Annotated in this window: 15 protein-coding genes; 10 read left to right on the top strand and 5 right to left on the bottom strand. The window is 31.8% G+C overall.

Annotated elements, in window-relative coordinates; genetic code table 11:
* Positions 1–26: 26 nt before the first annotated feature.
* A complete protein-coding gene (locus tag EW093_RS04425) occupies positions 27–842 on the bottom strand; it encodes a Cof-type HAD-IIB family hydrolase (RefSeq protein ID WP_149567233.1) in 816 nt (271 codons plus the stop codon).
* Positions 839–1,672: a CvfB family protein gene (locus EW093_RS04420; protein WP_149567232.1), complete on the bottom strand. Its 834-nt coding sequence runs from the start codon at positions 1,670–1,672 to the stop codon at positions 839–841. The genes EW093_RS04425 and EW093_RS04420 overlap by 4 nt, the downstream gene beginning before the upstream one ends.
* A gap of 126 nt (positions 1,673–1,798) precedes the next feature.
* Here EW093_RS04420 and EW093_RS04415 point away from each other — a divergent pair, with 126 nt between their 5' ends.
* The 8 genes from EW093_RS04415 (at position 1,799) to EW093_RS04380 (ending at position 12,207) form a co-directional block, all read left to right on the top strand.
* Positions 1,799–3,151, top strand: coding sequence for a LuxR C-terminal-related transcriptional regulator (locus EW093_RS04415; protein ID WP_149567231.1), 1,353 nt, complete (start codon positions 1,799–1,801; stop codon positions 3,149–3,151).
* 97 nt (positions 3,152–3,248) lie between these two features.
* Complete coding sequence (locus EW093_RS04410) at positions 3,249–6,032, top strand: alpha-amylase family glycosyl hydrolase (RefSeq protein WP_149567230.1); 2,784 nt, start codon at positions 3,249–3,251, stop codon at positions 6,030–6,032.
* A gap of 51 nt (positions 6,033–6,083) precedes the next feature.
* Positions 6,084–7,058, top strand: coding sequence for an oxidoreductase family protein (locus EW093_RS04405; RefSeq protein ID WP_149567229.1), 975 nt, complete (start codon positions 6,084–6,086; stop codon positions 7,056–7,058).
* Entirely contained in the window at positions 7,055–7,864 is an 810-nt protein-coding gene (locus tag EW093_RS04400; RefSeq protein ID WP_149567228.1) for a 3'(2'),5'-bisphosphate nucleotidase CysQ family protein, read from the top strand. Before EW093_RS04405 ends, EW093_RS04400 begins: the two co-directional genes overlap by 4 nt.
* A gap of 105 nt (positions 7,865–7,969) precedes the next feature.
* Positions 7,970–8,425: a PTS sugar transporter subunit IIA gene (locus EW093_RS04395; protein ID WP_149567227.1), complete on the top strand. Its 456-nt coding sequence runs from the start codon at positions 7,970–7,972 to the stop codon at positions 8,423–8,425.
* Positions 8,425–10,116: a cation:proton antiporter domain-containing protein gene (locus EW093_RS04390; protein WP_149567226.1), complete on the top strand. Its 1,692-nt coding sequence runs from the start codon at positions 8,425–8,427 to the stop codon at positions 10,114–10,116. Before EW093_RS04395 ends, EW093_RS04390 begins: the two co-directional genes overlap by 1 nt.
* A 109-nt stretch (positions 10,117–10,225) precedes the next feature.
* Positions 10,226–10,603 (top strand): BlaI/MecI/CopY family transcriptional regulator, encoded by a 378-nt coding sequence (locus EW093_RS04385; protein ID WP_187759828.1) that lies wholly within the window; start codon positions 10,226–10,228, stop codon positions 10,601–10,603.
* Positions 10,600–12,207 carry a M23/M56 family metallopeptidase gene (locus tag EW093_RS04380; RefSeq protein ID WP_149567224.1) on the top strand — a complete coding sequence of 536 codons (1,608 nt, stop codon included), beginning with the start codon at positions 10,600–10,602 and terminating at the stop codon, positions 12,205–12,207. The genes EW093_RS04385 and EW093_RS04380 overlap by 4 nt, the downstream gene beginning before the upstream one ends.
* A gap of 11 nt (positions 12,208–12,218) precedes the next feature.
* Here the strand turns inward: EW093_RS04380 and EW093_RS04375 are convergent, their stop codons facing one another.
* From EW093_RS04375 to dinB, 3 genes are all read right to left on the bottom strand, one after another.
* Positions 12,219–13,598, bottom strand: a complete 1,380-nt coding sequence (locus EW093_RS04375) for a protein adenylyltransferase SelO (RefSeq protein WP_149567223.1) — start codon at positions 13,596–13,598, stop codon at positions 12,219–12,221.
* A 121-nt stretch (positions 13,599–13,719) separates the two neighbouring features.
* Positions 13,720–14,085, bottom strand: a complete 366-nt coding sequence (locus EW093_RS04370; RefSeq protein WP_149567222.1) for a response regulator — start codon at positions 14,083–14,085, stop codon at positions 13,720–13,722.
* Positions 14,086–14,154: 69 nt separating this feature from the next.
* Positions 14,155–15,270: a DNA polymerase IV gene (dinB, locus tag EW093_RS04365; RefSeq protein ID WP_149567221.1), complete on the bottom strand. Its 1,116-nt coding sequence runs from the start codon at positions 15,268–15,270 to the stop codon at positions 14,155–14,157.
* 20 nt (positions 15,271–15,290) lie between these two features.
* Here dinB and EW093_RS04360 point away from each other — a divergent pair, with 20 nt between their 5' ends.
* Both EW093_RS04360 and EW093_RS04355 read left to right on the top strand, forming a co-directional pair.
* Positions 15,291–15,974 (top strand): SOS response-associated peptidase, encoded by a 684-nt coding sequence (locus EW093_RS04360; RefSeq protein WP_149567220.1) that lies wholly within the window; start codon positions 15,291–15,293, stop codon positions 15,972–15,974.
* A gap of 10 nt (positions 15,975–15,984) precedes the next feature.
* Positions 15,985–16,728 carry an acyl-[acyl-carrier-protein] thioesterase gene (locus EW093_RS04355; RefSeq protein ID WP_149567219.1) on the top strand — a complete coding sequence of 248 codons (744 nt, stop codon included), beginning with the start codon at positions 15,985–15,987 and terminating at the stop codon, positions 16,726–16,728.

Below are 16,728 nucleotides of genomic sequence, written 5' to 3'. Positions count from 1 at the left end.
GGGGACGTTCCCCCTTTATACAGAGTTTAAACTGCTAGGGCGAACCTATTAATTGCAGTAGCAACACCATCTGTATTATTACAGTGGGTAATATGGTGTGCGTGTTTTTTTACATCGTTGTGACCGTTTGACATTACAATGCCTATTCCGCAGCCTTTAATCATGGATAGGTCATTAAAACTATCTCCAATTGCCATAACAGACCCTTTATCTATACCAATTTTATTACATAGATATGTAATAGTTTTATCCTTATCAACTAAAGTATTGGTAAACTCTAAAAAGAATGGTTTTGATATATTCATAGTCATTGTATTGCCAATTTCTGTTTTTAATTCCTCTTCGACTAGTTTTAGTCTATCAGGATCGTCCATTAAAATTATTTTAACAACTTCCTCTTTTATTTCATCTTTAAGGTTCTCTATTTTTATAACAGGCATTCCTGTTAATTCTCCTTCAAAATCCGTATATTGATTATGTCTATCTGTTACGACTTTTCCATTAATATAAGTCTGAAAAAAAAGGTTTTTATCCTTAGCTGTTTTTAATAAGAAATCTATGTTCTCTAATGTTAGAGTTGTTCTATTTAATATAGTCCCAGTACTCATCTCTGTTAAAACAGCACCATTGTAGGATATTACATATCCATTATTCTCTTTTAGTTTTAACTCTTTCGCGTATTTTTCAATAGCAGGAGCTGGTCTCCCTGATGCTAATACAATCTTAATTCCCTTTTTTTGGGCATTAAATATTACCTGTTTTGTATAATCACTAATAACTAGGTCATCGTTTAAAAGAGTATCATCTAGATCCATTACTATCATTTTAATATCTTTGTTCATACTGTTTTTATTCCATTATCCTCTAATATAATTTGTCTGTTTTTCAAAAGTGATCCTACAGACTTTTTAAATAACTTCTTACTTATACCAAAGGTTTCATAGATCTCTTCTGGCTTGCTTTTATCATTTAATTGAATAAAACCTCCGTGTCTCTCTATCTCTTCTAGAATAAGTTTGTTATTTGGATCAATATAGTTTTTATATCCAATTGGCTGCAAAGATACATCTAATTTATTATCATCTCTTACAGTTTTTATCCAACCCTTTACCCTATCCCCAATAGAAAGAGGTTTGAAATTTTCATTATTATAAACCATTCCTTTATGTTGATTATTAATAATAACAGAGAGTCCAAAACCTGCATCTTGGTAGATAAGAAGATCTACTTCTTCGCCCTCTTTTACTGTTAAGTCATCATTCTGTAAATATCTTTCAACTTTTCTACTAGCATATAGTTTTTCTGTTTTATCGTCCTGTAGCATATAGACAATATGCCACTGGCCAACCTCAACTCCATCTCTACTCTCACTTTTAGGAAGATATAGGTGTTTATCCATACCCCAATCTAAGAAAGCCCCCGCATCAGTTACAGATTCTACCCTTAAAAAACCAAACTCGTAGAGCTTAATTTTAGGGCTTAGGTTTGTTGCAACCACTCTATCGGACCTATCTAGGTGGATAAAAACATTTATTTCATCACCTACTTTATAATCTATAGGACAGTATTTATTAGGTAGTAAAACTTCACTGTTTTCTGAATCAGTAAGAAATAGACCCATATCTACTACCCTGGATATTTTTAAATTATTGTATCTTCCAATTTTTATCATAGAAACCTCAAGGACTCATTATATTAGTGTTCCCCTATGTGGTAAACCGTTATAGGTTAAGCATAACTCTATTTTATCTATTTTTTATTGACATATCATGCAAACGTTTGCAATATAGACTGAATTATGAAAATTTTTTATGGAATCTTTGTACTTATATTATTATTACTAATTGGGGCCTACTCTGTCCTAAAGGTTCTTGATTTAAGAGATATATCCAGGGTTAATATCGATTTTGAGTTACCACTACCAGATGATGTCTCAAAAATATATGGAATCGATCCATATCCTAGGGTAACAAAGGTTATTTTAACAGGATTTTTTTCCGACTGGGATCCAGGAAATGAAAACTATATATTAACTCCAGATGATGAAAATCCTCAAAATCATAGATGGTCTATAGATACTGTTTTATCCCCAGGAGAGCACCAGTATAAGTTTGCTGTATATATAGAGGGTAGGGATACACCTATCTGGAGCCAAGATAAGGACTCCTACAGACAGGTCTATAATGGTATGGAGAGTTTTAACTCCCTTATTATGGTTAAGAGTTATGAAAATATAACAACAATAATACTAAACATAATATATATTTTATTAATAATTATCGCTCCCTATCTATTCTACCTCTTTGTTTTTAAGGGTGGTCTTAAACAGTTTATCTTTTTATTATCTATTTTACTCTTTATATCCAATATCCTTTTCTCACTTTTTACCCTCTATTACAATAATATCAATTATACTTTTACTTCAAAATCCATAATAACTATTTTACAAAATGATATTATTAGTAATAGGGATATCTATAGATCATTTAACTATTTTTTATGGTATAAGTTGGATAAACTTGGAATCAGAAATATATCAAAACGTTTTAGGTATATCTCCCTTTATTATTTTGACTTAGAGAGAAACCTTCTAGTTACTGACTATAAAAAGATAGGTGAGGAATCAACATTATCCCCTATTGATGGGGACCTCTTTGAAAAACAACTTATGGGACTAGATAGTATAAATGTTTTAAATTATAAGTTGTCTAAGTATGAAAATATATATAACAGCTACCATTTAAATGGTAAAAATAGTTTTATTTACCCTGTAATTATTACAGATGAGATAAGTGGTTTTATTGGAATCTGTTATGCTGAGAATTTGTCTAACAGATTAAATTTTTATATGAAGTTTAACATTATTACACTCTTAGTATTTTTAACTATTATTTTTTTATTCGCCCTACTTAAAAGTGACTCTTCTACAGATAATACCCTTAATCTAACTCTATTTGAACAGAAATTTAGTATTACAGCTAGGGAGATGGATATTATATTAAAAATAATTGATGGACTTTCAAATAAAGAGATTGCAGATAACTTAAATATCTCTAAGAGAACAGTAGATAATCATGTTTACAATGTACTACATAAATCAAATGCAAGAAATAGAATAGAACTAATAAATATCATTAAAAAACTAGGCTAGGTATATATACCTAGAGGTTAATTTAAGCATATTTGCCTATTGTTAAATTGGAATTTCAGGGTGAATATCAGGTTTAATATAAATTAGGAGATTTTAAATGAGAAACAAAATTTTAGTTTTTACTCTTATTTCATTTGTACTACTATCGTGTAGAACAGGAGAAGATAGAGTCTATTTACAACCAGAGTTTTCACCTATAGGAGGTGTGTACAAGTCCCAGGTAGAAGTATCGATAAAATCAGACCATGGGGATAGAGTATATTATAGTGTAGACAGTTCTACACCAACTAAGAACTCTTTAAAATATAGTGGAAAAATTACTTTAAATGAACCAACTCTTTTAAGAGCTGTTGCTTACAAAAGAGATGGAAGTACAAGTAATGCTATGACTATGTTTGATTTTGACTTTAAAAAAGACAAAGATGAGTATACTAAATCTCCGGTATGGAGTGATCAGATTATCTATTTTGCCCTTTTAGATAGAATGGAAAATGGGGATAGGAGTAATGATGATCTTGGTTTTAATGAAAATAGTGTAGATGAAGAGACATGGTTTAGTGGAGGTGATTTTAAGGGGCTAACCCAAAAACTAGACTATATTAAAAATCTTGGAGCTACAGCAATTTGGATTACACCACCAATTAAAAATGAGTGGTCCGAAGGAAATTTTGGTGGTTCCCACGGTTATTGGGCATCTAACTTCTTAGAGGTAGATCCCCACTATGGGACATTAGAAGATTATAAAAACTTTGTAGATGAAGCCCATAAAAAGGGCCTCTATGTAATACAGGATATTGTTGTTAACCATGTAGGGGACTATTTCAATGTTTCAAGAAGCGATGGGAGTTGGTCATTAAAAGGTGGAACTCTGCCAACTAATACTCCAGAGCAACTACCCTGGAGTTTTAATAATCCAGAACTTTTTACAGCTGATGAGTTGGAGTATAACTCATTTTATAACTGGACTCCTGCTATATCAGATTTTAATGATAAGTCCCAACTCCTTACCTACCAATTAAGTAACCTTGATGATATAAGAACAACAAATCCAGTTGTTAGAAATTTGCTAAAAGGCTACTACTCATACTGGATTGATAAGGTTGATATAGATGGTTACAGAGTTGATACTGTTAAGTATGTAGAGCAGGATTTTTTTGAGGATTTTGCTAATAATGGAGTAAAAGAGTATGCTAAGAGTTTAGGTAAAGAGGATTTTATACTTTTTGGGGAGTCATGGGATCAAGATGAGGATTTAAATGCGTCCTATACATTAGGAAAAAATGGAGAGAAAAGGTTAGACTCTGTTATCTATTTTAATCTTAACTTTGCAATACGAAATGTTTTTGGAAATGGAAACCCTACAGATGAATTATCAAAGGTTTTAGATAATAGGTTTAGTGCTGGTTACCAAGATGCTAGTAAATTAATAACCTTTGTTGATAACCATGATATGGAGAGATTAATAACATCTACAACAGAGAATATGGTAAAATCAGCCTACGCTTTTATTATGACCATACCTGGAATCCCTCAGCTATATTATGGTACCGAACAAAACTTTTCTGAAAGAAGGAGAGCGATGTTTAAGGGTGGTTATAAGAGTAAAGGGGTCGCAAATGATATGGACTATTTTGATACCTCTAGTCCCTGGTATCGATATATAAAGGCTCTTACTAAGTTAAGAATGGATAACCCTGTTTTTAGAAATGGAGAATTAACTATTATTAAAGATAACACTATTGGAAGTGGCCTATTTGCCTATAAAATGGTAGATAAAACAGGTAGCGAAGCTTTAATTGTTTTTAATACCTCTAATCAAAGCAAGGTGGGAATAGACATTGATGGTGGATTTAAGGCAAATAGTAGTTTTAAATTGTTAGAACCATCTTCTAACTCTATGCCTAAGAGTATTTTAGCAGATAAAAATGGTAATATTACAATTGCAGTTGAAAAAGAGTCCTTTGGAATCTACCTTTTTGATAGTGTAGAGGATGAAGTTTCAAATAGTAGTAGTCGTGTAGATATTACATCATCATTTAAGTCGAATATAACAGATAGTAGTCTAATAATTACTGGTAATGTAAGTGAAAAATCCACAGTTGGGATATTTTTAGACGGAAATTATAAACAGGCTACCGAGTTTAGTGCCAGTGATAGTTGGTCTACATCTATAGATCTAACATCAATAACAAATGGTGAACACGAAATTGTAGCATATATAAAGGCAGAGGATATTAGTAACTATATCTACTCAAAACCTGTAGTTATTAAAGTACAAAAACCATATGTTCCAATGTTAGAAGTAGTTGATGAGAAATATGATGAAAACTATACGCAACCTACAAACGAGTCATTTATAGGCCAGGAAGATATTCATGTAGTTAATGTTTTAACCTCTGGAACTGATATTAGACTAGATTTAAAAATGAATAAAACAACAAATGTTTGGGGACCAAATACAAATGATTTTGACCATGTTCTCTTTAATATATTTCTACAAAAAGAGGGTAGTGATAGTCAAATAGTGGAACTTCCTAGATTAAATGCAAAACTTCCCTCCTCTATGACCTCTTGGGACTATTATGTAAGTATGGCAGGGTGGTCTTCAACCATAGAAAATAGTTTAGGAGAGATAATTAATCCATCACCAACTTCTAGTGTGGACCACGAAAACAGTACTGTATCAATATACATTCCGTCAGCATCTATAGGTTCACCTAAAAGCCTAAAAGGTTGGAAATTATATATAACAACCTGGGATGAAGATTCTGGAAACTTAAGAGATCTAACTATAGATGGTGATGAGTGGGTTTTTGGAGGTGCAGATGGTAGTGTCTCCCCATTAATAATGGATGATGTAGCAGTTATTACATTAAAATAACCTTTAAATATAAAGCTCACCTGGGATATAATTTCTTCAGGTGGCTTTTTTGTGAATGATTATTTTAAGAAACAGATATTAAGAGTAACAAGGGCATCATCCCTTGGAGAAAAGGAACTTATACAAAATCTTTGGAGTAATTATGGAGAGATTTTAAGATATAAGTTAATTGATTCAGAGTATAGTAGTATTGTTTTAAAACACGTAAAACTCCCAATAAGTAGTTCTTTACACCCTAGGGGTTGGAATAGTGCAAACTCCCATAATAGAAAGATAAGATCCTACGAGGTAGAGTGCCAGTGGTATAAAAACTGGGCGGATAAATGTTCCCCTGATTGCAGGATTCCAAAGTGTTTAAACATAAATGAGCATGATAAAGAGGTATTAATTCTTTTAGAAGATCTAAATCAATCCGGTTACTCAGTGAGAAAAACTGATGTGGATTTAGATGATATTAAACTCTGTATAACATGGTTAGCAAATTTTCATGGAACATTTATTAACACCCCTCCTAAAGGTTTATGGGAAAAGGGAACCTATTGGCATCTTGAAACTAGACCAGATGAACTAGAAGCTCTTAAGGATACAGAGTTAAAAGAAGCAGCAACTTTAATTGATAAGAAACTCGAAAATACCAGATATAAAACAATTCTCCACGGGGATGCTAAACTTGCAAACTTCTGCTTTTCTAATAGTAATAAGGATGTTGCAGCAGTTGATTTCCAGTATGTAGGAGGGGGAGTTGGAGTAAAGGATTTAGCCTACTTTGTAGGTAGTTGTCTCTACGAGGAAGATTGTGAAAAGTATGAGAAGGAGTTATTAGATCATTATTTTAAATCTCTAAAGTTAAAGCTTATAAAGGAAAACTCTATTATAAATTTTAAAGAGCTAGAGAGGGAGTGGAGACTCCTATACCCTGTAGCATGGACGGATTTTTATCGATTTTTAAAGGGTTGGAGTCCTGGACACTGGAAGATAAATAGTTATAGCCAGAGGGTAACTAGAAGAGTTCTGGAGGATTTATGAAATTAACAGCATCAAACTTTAAAGAGATAAGGGATGTTTTTATAGAGGCTTCAATAAATGCAGGAAAAATAATAAATAGATATAAAAAAAATGGTTTTAAACTAAAAGAGAATAAAATGAATAACTCTATTGCATCCTCTTTATTAACAGAAGTTGATTTAAAATCCCAAGAAATAATTTTAGAAAAAGTACGTCCTCTAATTACTAAATATGATCTTGGTCTTTTAGCAGAAGAAGCGGAAGATGATAAAAGTAGGTTAGAAAAAGAGTATTTTATATGTTTAGATCCATTAGATGGAACAAAATCCTTTATCTATTCCAATGAGGGATACTCTGTCTCAATTTCCCTTATATCAAAATCTGGAATTCCTACAGTTGGTGTGGTATATAATCCTGTTGAAGATATTTTATATAGTGCCATAAAAGGTCGTGGTCTCTACAGAAATAACCAGAGGTGGAAACCAAAATTAACTCTCTCAAATAAAATTATAGTTGACCCTGGTGTTAATATCTCCCTAATAAATAATGAATCGAATTCAGATTTTGTTCATTACGGAGGTGCTGTATTAAATGCAATTAGGATCTTAGAGGGGTTTGCAGATGCCTATATTAAAACACCTAAACTAGAAAAAGGTGGTGGCTCTATTTGGGATTTCTCTAGTACAACACTTTTTTTTAAAGAAGCTGATTATTGGGTTAGTGACTTTTACAAAAATGATTTAAACTTAAATAACCGGGAAACTACTTATATGAATAAGTTTGGAGTCTATTACTCAATTGATAAGAATCTATCTTCCAATAATTAATAAGGAATATATATGTAGTAATGGGGGTGTGATACTGTTGACAATGAACTTTTAAAGGAATATAAAGGAATATAAAGGAAATAAAAGATTTTTAAAGAGGTTGCCATGAATATAAATAAGTTAATAAAGGATTCAAACTGTCTAATTCTTAATAGTAAAACTAAGACTGAATCACTATTGGAGATTATTGAAGTAATAGAAAATTCTAGTCAGTGTAGCGATGTGGAGAATCTCAAAAAAGAGATTTTTTATAGGGAACAGATTATGAGTACCGGAATTGGCCAGGGTATAGGTATCCCCCATGTTAGATTTGAAGGGATTAAAGAACCTATTGTTACAATTGCAATAAGCCCAAGTGGTATTAGTGATTATGAGTCTATAGATGGTGAGATTGTTAAAATAATAGTTATGATATTAGTAGGGGCTGACCAACACAAAGAGTATTTAAGAATATTATCATTATTAGTTAAAAAAATTAAGGATAGAGCATTCCAGAAAAGACTTCTTGAATGTAAAAATAGTAGTGAGATAACTGAAGTTTTAAAAGTAGAGGATTTTTAATGAAATTTTTTGATATTTTTACAGAAAATGTAGATTTTAGTTCCTTTAATATGATTCTTTTATTAGGTGTTATCCTTTTTGGTGGAACTTTAGTTGGCCGACTATTTCAAAAGTGGAAAATACCCCAAGTAGTTGGTTATATAGGACTTGGTTTAGTTTTAGGCCAAACAGGCTTTAATCTAATAAACTCTAAAACACTTACTAATTTGCAACCCTTTAGTACTTTTGCCCTAGGGTTAATCGGTTTTATGATAGGTGGAGAACTTAAACTTAAAACAATTAAAAAATATGGTAAACAGTTTTTAACCATACTACTAATGGAGTCTTTAGGAGCCTTTTTTATTGTATTTATCCTAATCTCAATTACTTCATACCTCTTTTTCCATGATATAAAAATTGCAATATCCCTTGGTCTATTATTAGGTGCAATCTCATCTGCCACAGCTCCTGCAGCAACAACAGATGTTTTATGGGAAAATAAAACTAGGGGCCCATTAACAACAATGATATTAGGAATTGTAGCAATGGATGATGCAGTATCTCTATTACTATTTGCAATAGCATCTAGTGTTGTTGGTATTTTAAGTGGTCAAGCTGGAGCAAACCTTGGTCTAAGTATATTAGCATTAATATGGGAGATTGGCCTTTCAGTTTTCCTTGGTGTGGGAATTGGAGCTCTACTATTCTGGATTATTAAGAATTTTGTAGATGAAGATAAGATTTTAGCCTTCTCCATAGGTGCAATACTTCTTTTAATAGGTCTAGCCCAGGTATTAGGTGTTGATGTTATTTTATCAACAATGGCAATGGGATTTTTTATATCAAACTTTGCACCTAGAAGAAGTGAAGAGACATTTCATTTAGTAGAAAAGTTTACACCTCCAGTATATATACTGTTTTTTGTAATGGTAGGAGCAACCCTTAATGTTGGTGGTTTAACCAAGGTTACAGTTGTTATGGCTCTAGTATATCTATTTGGTAGAATGGGTGGTAAGGCTGCTGGGAGTATTTTAGGAGCAATTATTTCCAAAGCTCCAACATCAGTTAGAAAGTACCTGCCATTCTGTCTTTTTAGTCAGGCTGGTGTTGCTATTGGTTTATCAATTGTAGCTGGAAATACCTTTGATGGTGTAATTGGAGAGACAATTGTTTTAATTATTACAGCCACAACATTTGTTGTACAACTAATAGGTCCAACAGCAGTTAAGTTTGCTGTTAGTAGAAGTGGGGAAGTTGGACTTAATATTACTGCCCAGGACCTTATTAGACAGAGCCGAGGTAGAGATCTTGCTGATAAAAATATACCTTTAATTAAAGAGAATGAGAATTTAAATAACATCTTAAGTATCTTTGCTTCAAGGGATAACCTCTACTATCCTGTTGTAAATAGTGATAATAAACTAGTTGGTATTTTATCCATAGAAAATTTAAAGGATACCTTTATCGCTTCTGAGTTATCTGACTTTTTATTAGCCCACGATATTATGGACAGTATTCTCTATACTACAACTCTAGATAGCCAAGCTTCTGATATCTATAGTCTTTTTGATAAGAGTCATGTTCCTTCAATTCCTGTTGTAGATAAGGATGGTAGAGTAGAAGGTATGATAGAGAACAGAAGAATGCAACAATTTATATCTAGAAGGCTAGTAGAATTAAAGAAAAAAGCAGAAGATATGGAAACACTATAATATATATGCTTTAAATAAAGGGACTGTAAAATATATAGTCTCTTTTTTTATTGACATACGACGCTTGTCGTAATAAGATCCAATTACCATGGTAAAGGATTTTATAAAAATGAAAAAAATTAATGTTCCAGAATTAGAATTAAAGATTTTAAATGTTTTATGGAGAAAAAATGAACCATTAAAAGTTCAAGGAATAATCGATAACTGGTTAGATGATAAAGAACCTGGTTATACAACTATTCTTAAAAAGTTACAGATAATGGAGGAGAAAAACCTTGTAAATCATCATAAAAATGGACGATCTTACAGTTATTTTCCCACAATAAATAAGGATGAAGTCTCCCACAGTAAATTTAAGAAACTTCTAGGGGATCTATTTTCAGGGAATAAATTAGAGATGGCTGCAGCCTTTGTAAAGGATACTGATCTTACAAAGGATGAGTTATCTACACTTATTGAAATGCTACAAAAGGAGAAAGATAAATGATTAAAATATATATAATAAGTCAAATATTATTATTACCACTATTTTTATCATACTGCTCTCTTAGAAAGAGATATAATAATCATAACTATCAGTGGGTAATTCATAGATTAATACTTATTTTAACACTTATAATCCCTTCTTTAATATTATTAAAACCTGTAGGTAGTATTGTTGATGAGAATACCCTTGCCTCAGTTTTGGTAAATAAAAGACTGGAGATAGACTCAAATATCCCTCAAATCTATCAAGATAAAAAAATTGAAAGTGATAACTCTATATCAAAACTAGAAAAAAAGAGTAAAAATTATTTTGTTTTTAAAGAGATAATACTTTTAATTACAGTTATATCTCTATTTTTTACTATTATTAGAGAAGTCTTTAATGTGCATAAATTAAAAAAAGGAACCCAAAATAGAAAATATATTGATGGAATTAAAATTGTGTTCTCAAGTAGAGTAAAACATCCATTTTCCCATGGTATTATTAAGCCAGTAATATTTATGCCAATTGGATTAATAAAAACAGATGAAGATATTATCATTGAACATGAGTTGAATCACATACGAAATTGTCATTTAATTTGGTTGAATTTTGAGGTACTTCTTAAAAAAATATTTTGGTTTAATCCATATTATTACTTTTTAAATTATTATGGAGAAATTTTAAGAGAGTTGTTATGTGATGAAATTAGTGTAAAAAACATTAATTATTTAGATTATACAACAACCCTTTTAAATAATATATCAAGTAACAAAACTGGTAAAAACAGTGTTATATGTGCTGGTATTTGTAAAGAGTCAACAATAAAGAAGAGAGTAAAAAATTTATTATTAGGAGTAAAGATGGATCCTAAAGGTTTAAATAGATATAAAAGTGTTATAATTACATCACTAATATTATTAACAGTTGGGATATATCCAGTTAAAGTCTATTCTGGTGAAGTAGTTTTGAATAAAACACTATTTGAAGATTTTCTTGATGAGAGTAAGGATGGTGGAGCACTTTTAACATCCTATACAAAGGCTTATCAGTTTACTGATATAATAAGATCTATATCAGATTTTAGGGATGACTATCCCCTTGGATCCCCTTTAAAATCATTTAGAATTACTCTTCCGTGGGGGCTTGTTATGGATCCTTTTGGAAGTGAATTTATATTCCACCCAGCTGTAGATATGGCTTTTAAAAAAGGTGAACCTATATACTCAACAGGAGCAGGGGAAGTGGTAGTTATTGACTATGATCCAGAAGAGTATGGGAACTATATTGTTGTAAAACATCGGGATAATCTCTTCTCAACCTATGCCCACTTGGATAAGGTTTTAGTTACAGTAGGATCTAAAATAACAAAGGGTTTCCATATAGGAGATGTTGGATCAACAGGAAGATCTACTGGTCCACACCTATCCTATGAAATAAACTACTATCCAAATGGTTACCCTAAAAAACTCTTAAAAGGTTATAGAATTAAAACATCTATAAATCCATATTTGTTTCTTCCTAGAGAGTCTTTAGGTGAACATGATATGGATGTTATAAAGAGTTCATTAGACTTTTCTATCTCTGTTGAAGGTGGGAATTTAATTTTTAGTAATAATAACTAAACTCCCCTATTTTAAGTCCCACAGAAAGTTTTGTAGTTCTCATCAACTCTTTCTGGTGGGTTTTTATAATAATCTAAAACATCATCTGAGTATGGGTTTTCTAATACTTCTAAAAAGTCATTTAATGGGTTAAGGTTGTTGTAAGTTGCAGCCTCCTTTAATACATGCTCAACAATAAAATTCCTTGGAATAATAGCTGGATTACTCTCTATTATTAGATCCTTATTTATATCTCTTAACTCCCACTTTTTGTACCAATCTTTAAGTAAAGGTTCATCTTTTAATATAAGATTTCTAAAGGTCTTTGTATAATCTAATCGATTATCCTCCATAATGTTTAATAGACTACTTATTAATTGGAAATCACTATCTGTAGGATTAGATATTCCAATTTTAGAAGCCATCATTACATTCCACCTATCTTCAAATAGTGCCTTATACTCACTTAAAACTTCATTAATAAGGCTAAGGGATACATCCTGGTTATTATCGACTAGGGGAATTAGGGTCTCTGCAAATCTGGCCATATTCCAGCCACCAATATTTTTTTGGTTCTCGAAGGAGTATCTTCCAAACCTATCAATACTGCTAAAAACTGTTTTAGGATTATATATATCCATAAAAGCACATGGTCCATAATCAATAGTCTCCCCACAAATTGAGACGTTGTCTGTATTCATAACTCCATGGATAAACCCAACCCTATACCAATCTACTATTAAATCTATCTGTTTATTCATTACATTTTTAAGTAGAGCTAGATATGGATTAATATCACTTTTTAGTTCCGGGTAGTGTCTATTAATTACATAATCTGTAAATATTTTCAAGGTTTCTAGGTTACCTAACATAGCTACATATTGAAAAGTTCCAACTCGTATATGGCTTGATGCTACTCTAGTTAATATACCACCCATCTCAGCCATATCCCTATATACATCTTCCCCAGTGGAAACTACAGCCAGGCTTCTAGTTGTTGGAATATTTAGCTTCTCCATAGCGTAGCTTATAAGGTACTCCCTTAACATTGAGTATAGTGTTGCCCTGCCATCACCACCCCTAGAGTAGGGGGTTCTCCCTGATCCCTTAAGTTGAATATCAAATCTTTGACCACTACTTAAAACGTGTTCCCCTAATAGTATGGCTCTACCATCTCCAAGGGTATTTAGGTGACCAAACTGGTGTCCAGAGTAGGCCTGGGCAATTGGCTCTGCACCGTTAGGGATTTTATTTCCAGATAGAGTCTGGGTAAAATCAATGTTATCTACTCCTAACTCTTTTATTAATTCTCTATTTTTTATTATAAGCTTAGGTTTTTTTACAGGTATAGGGTCTTGTATTGTAAACAGACTACTAGGTAGAGTTTTATATATATTATCAAAGTTAAACATCTTTTAATCTCCTATTATTCATAATAATAATCTTATTAGTAACTATTATCAATAGGAGAGTTAACTCTACAATTAAACCACTACCGTTATATTTCGTCCCTCAGTCACATCTCTCTTCCAATTAATCTAAAATATTTTTTAGTTTACTTATTAATACTTCTAAATCTAGAATAGGCTTAAATAGGACATTTTCACTATCCATACCAATGCTCTTTAGATAATCATTTAACCTATAATCATTTTGACCAGTATGCATTATAAACTTTATATTATTGTTGGTTGTATAAATTTTCTTAACTAACTCCTCTCCATTCATATCCGGAATGTGGAGATCCACTATAGCTAAGTCAACTTTGTTATCCTTAATGGTTTGTAACGCAACAGTAGCACTCTCTGCTTTTAATATAATATAACCCTCATCTTCTAATAAGGATTCTAATGTAAACCTTATTGACTCTTCATCGTCAATTATTAATATAGTTGGCATATATCATCTCCCTTTAGACTTTAATTATATATAAATAATTATGGAATACTATTTTATTATGTAAATAGATTATAAAAAATCAATTCTAGGGGCAATCTCTTCAGGTTTAAATGGAAGCCAATATTGACGTAAACCGTATTTATCCTCCTCCTCACCCTGAAAGTTAGATGTTGAAATACCTAGGAGCCTAACAGCTTTTTGACCAATTAAAGTTTTAGGTATAAGGGATTTAATATATAATATAATATCCTTAGCCCTATATATGTAGGTTGGCGCTGTTATGCTTCTAGTAATCTTTGTAAAGTCGTGGTAAGTAACTTTTAGGGTTATTGTTAGCGCTTTTTTACCCTCTTTTTTTAGATCTGTTTCAACCCTTGTAGCTACACTTTCTAAAAACTCTATAAGCCTTATACTATCTAAAATATCCTCTTTAAATGTATTCTCCCTTCCAATAGACTTTCTTATACGGTGTGTTTCAACCTCTCTATTATCTATTCCCCTAACAATATCGTAAAAGAATGGTCCAGATTTTCCAAAAAGTTCAATTAACTCATATCTTTTGTATTTTATTAGGTCATGACCAGTTTTTATGCCAAGTTTCAACATTTTTTTTTCTGTAACTTTACCAACACCCCAGAATTTTCTAATAGGGAGGTTTAGGATAAACTCGCTAGCTTTCTCTGGAGGAACTACAGTAATCCCATTAGGTTTATTAAAATCAGAGGCTACTTTTGCTATAAATTTATTGTAAGATACACCAGCGGATGCTGTAAGTTTGGTTTTTTGATATATATCCCTTCTAATCATTTGAGCTATTTTTGTAGCCGAAGGTTCACCAATCTTATTATTTGTAACATCTAAATAAGCTTCATCTAAACTAAGGGGCTCTACTATATCTGTATACTTATGAAATATTTCATGAACCTGGGTCGATGCCTCTTTTATTCTTTCAAAATTACATCCAACAAAAATCCCCTGGGGACATAGTTTATAAGCAGTAGCAGTTGGCATTGCCGAGTGTATACCATATTTTCTAGCTTCATAGGAGCATGTTGATACGACACCTCTACTCTTTGGATCCCCTCCAATAATTAAGGGCTTTCCCCTATATTCTGGATGATCCCTCTGTTCTACAGCTGCAAAAAATGCATCCATATCCACATGTATAATCTTCTTTAAAGCCATAAAACCACTATACAAATATTATGTTGTTTTGTACATTGATTAGTAGTGTTTTTAAAGTTAAAATTAATAGAGGTATAAATATGTGTTTTAATGCAACAATAATGACCCCTCTAGAGGTTGCTCAAAAGGAGTATAATCTAAGGGTTAGTAATGATTTTAAATATGTAGGGTATGGGGAGTATAAGGTAGCCTTCACCCATCCATTTTTACCAATAATTCTTGAAAATAGGGTACTTAGCCTTGGGAAATGGGGTCTTATTCCTAGCTGGGTTAGGGAGTGTAAAAAATCTGAAGAGATAGTTAAATATACATTAAATGCAAGGATTGAAACTCTAAGGGAGAAACCATCATTTAAAGGGTCTGTTGAACATGGGAGAATTTTAATAATATTTGATGGCTTTTATGAGTGGAAGGATGAGGGTAGTAGTAAAACTCCATTTTATATCTCCCATAACCAGGGGAAACCACTTTTAGCCCTTGGTCTGCTATCCCCATGGGGTGGGGTGAATACATTCTCATTAATAACAACAGATGCACAGGGTATAATGGCTGAAGTACACAATAGTAAACAGAGGATGCCCTTTTTTGTTGATGGGAGTGATATAGACATCTGGTTAGATTCTAATATACCATATGGGGAGGTAATTAAAAAAATAAAACCTAAATATGATGATTTAAAAGCTATAGAGAAATCACCAAACTAAAGGATATTAAATGGCCCATAGAGAAGAGTTAAAAGTTAGGACATCAGATTGTGATAAATATTTAAAGTTAGAGGCTTCTTCAGTATTAGATCTTTTTCAAGAGAGTGCAGGAAGAGATTGCCTTCAATATAGTTTAGATTCCCCAACATTAATAAGAGAGAAAAACTTAACATGGGTCTTAACAGGAATAGCACTTAAGTTTAATGAGTATCCAACATGGCCTACCAATGTTAAAATAGATACATGGACTAAGAGTTTTAAAGGATTTAAAGCTTTAAGAGATTATCAGCTTTTTAATGAGGATAATTTAAGTGTTATAGAAGGAAGTAGTATTTGGGCTCTTTTAGATATTGACTCAAGAAGACCTATTAAACTTGAATCCCTAAATAATAATATAAAACTTGAAGAAGATAACCATGTTTTTACTGATATAATACCTGGTAAATTTGATAAACTTATTGGTGATTATAATAGTGTCTCAGAAATTACTGTTAATAAAAGTGACTTAGATATAAATAATCATGTAAGTAATATTAGATACTTAAAATGGTTGTTTACCTATTTAGACGATAATTACATAGATGATATGGAGCTAGAGCTTGTAAATATTTCATATAGAGGAGAGAGTATTTTAGGGGATAACTTATCCTTAAAAACCTCTTTTAATGGTTTTAAAGCATTACACTCCTTTGTAAATAAAAAAACTGATAAAGAGATATGTCTAATGTCAACAACTTGGAGAAAAAGAGGGTAG

Origin of the sequence: Thiospirochaeta perfilievii (assembly GCF_008329945.1) — a bacterium.
In the GTDB taxonomy this organism is placed as follows: Bacteria; Spirochaetota; Spirochaetia; order DSM-2461; family DSM-2461; genus Thiospirochaeta; species Thiospirochaeta perfilievii.
Note: the sequence above shows the minus strand (reverse complement) of the source record. Positions and strands in the feature narration are given on the sequence as shown.

Bases quoted from the DNA above. Each gene is read 5' to 3' on its own strand.
- EW093_RS04425 (WP_149567233.1), bottom strand. From the start codon at position 842: ATGAACAAAGATATTAAAATGATAGTAATGGATCTAGATGATACTCTT.
- EW093_RS04420 (WP_149567232.1), bottom strand. From the start codon at position 1,672: ATGATAAAAATTGGAAGATACAATAATTTAAAAATATCCAGGGTAGTA.
- EW093_RS04415 (WP_149567231.1), top strand. From the start codon at position 1,799: ATGAAAATTTTTTATGGAATCTTTGTACTTATATTATTATTACTAATT.
- EW093_RS04410 (WP_149567230.1), top strand. From the start codon at position 3,249: ATGAGAAACAAAATTTTAGTTTTTACTCTTATTTCATTTGTACTACTA.
- EW093_RS04400 (WP_149567228.1), top strand. From the start codon at position 7,055: ATGAAATTAACAGCATCAAACTTTAAAGAGATAAGGGATGTTTTTATA.
- EW093_RS04395 (WP_149567227.1), top strand. From the start codon at position 7,970: ATGAATATAAATAAGTTAATAAAGGATTCAAACTGTCTAATTCTTAAT.
- EW093_RS04390 (WP_149567226.1), top strand. From the start codon at position 8,425: ATGAAATTTTTTGATATTTTTACAGAAAATGTAGATTTTAGTTCCTTT.
- EW093_RS04385 (WP_187759828.1), top strand. From the start codon at position 10,226: ATGAAAAAAATTAATGTTCCAGAATTAGAATTAAAGATTTTAAATGTT.
- EW093_RS04380 (WP_149567224.1), top strand. From the start codon at position 10,600: ATGATTAAAATATATATAATAAGTCAAATATTATTATTACCACTATTT.
- EW093_RS04375 (WP_149567223.1), bottom strand. From the start codon at position 13,598: ATGTTTAACTTTGATAATATATATAAAACTCTACCTAGTAGTCTGTTT.
- EW093_RS04370 (WP_149567222.1), bottom strand. From the start codon at position 14,085: ATGCCAACTATATTAATAATTGACGATGAAGAGTCAATAAGGTTTACA.
- dinB (WP_149567221.1), bottom strand. From the start codon at position 15,270: ATGGCTTTAAAGAAGATTATACATGTGGATATGGATGCATTTTTTGCA.
- EW093_RS04360 (WP_149567220.1), top strand. From the start codon at position 15,291: ATGTTGTTTTGTACATTGATTAGTAGTGTTTTTAAAGTTAAAATTAAT.
- EW093_RS04355 (WP_149567219.1), top strand. From the start codon at position 15,985: ATGGCCCATAGAGAAGAGTTAAAAGTTAGGACATCAGATTGTGATAAA.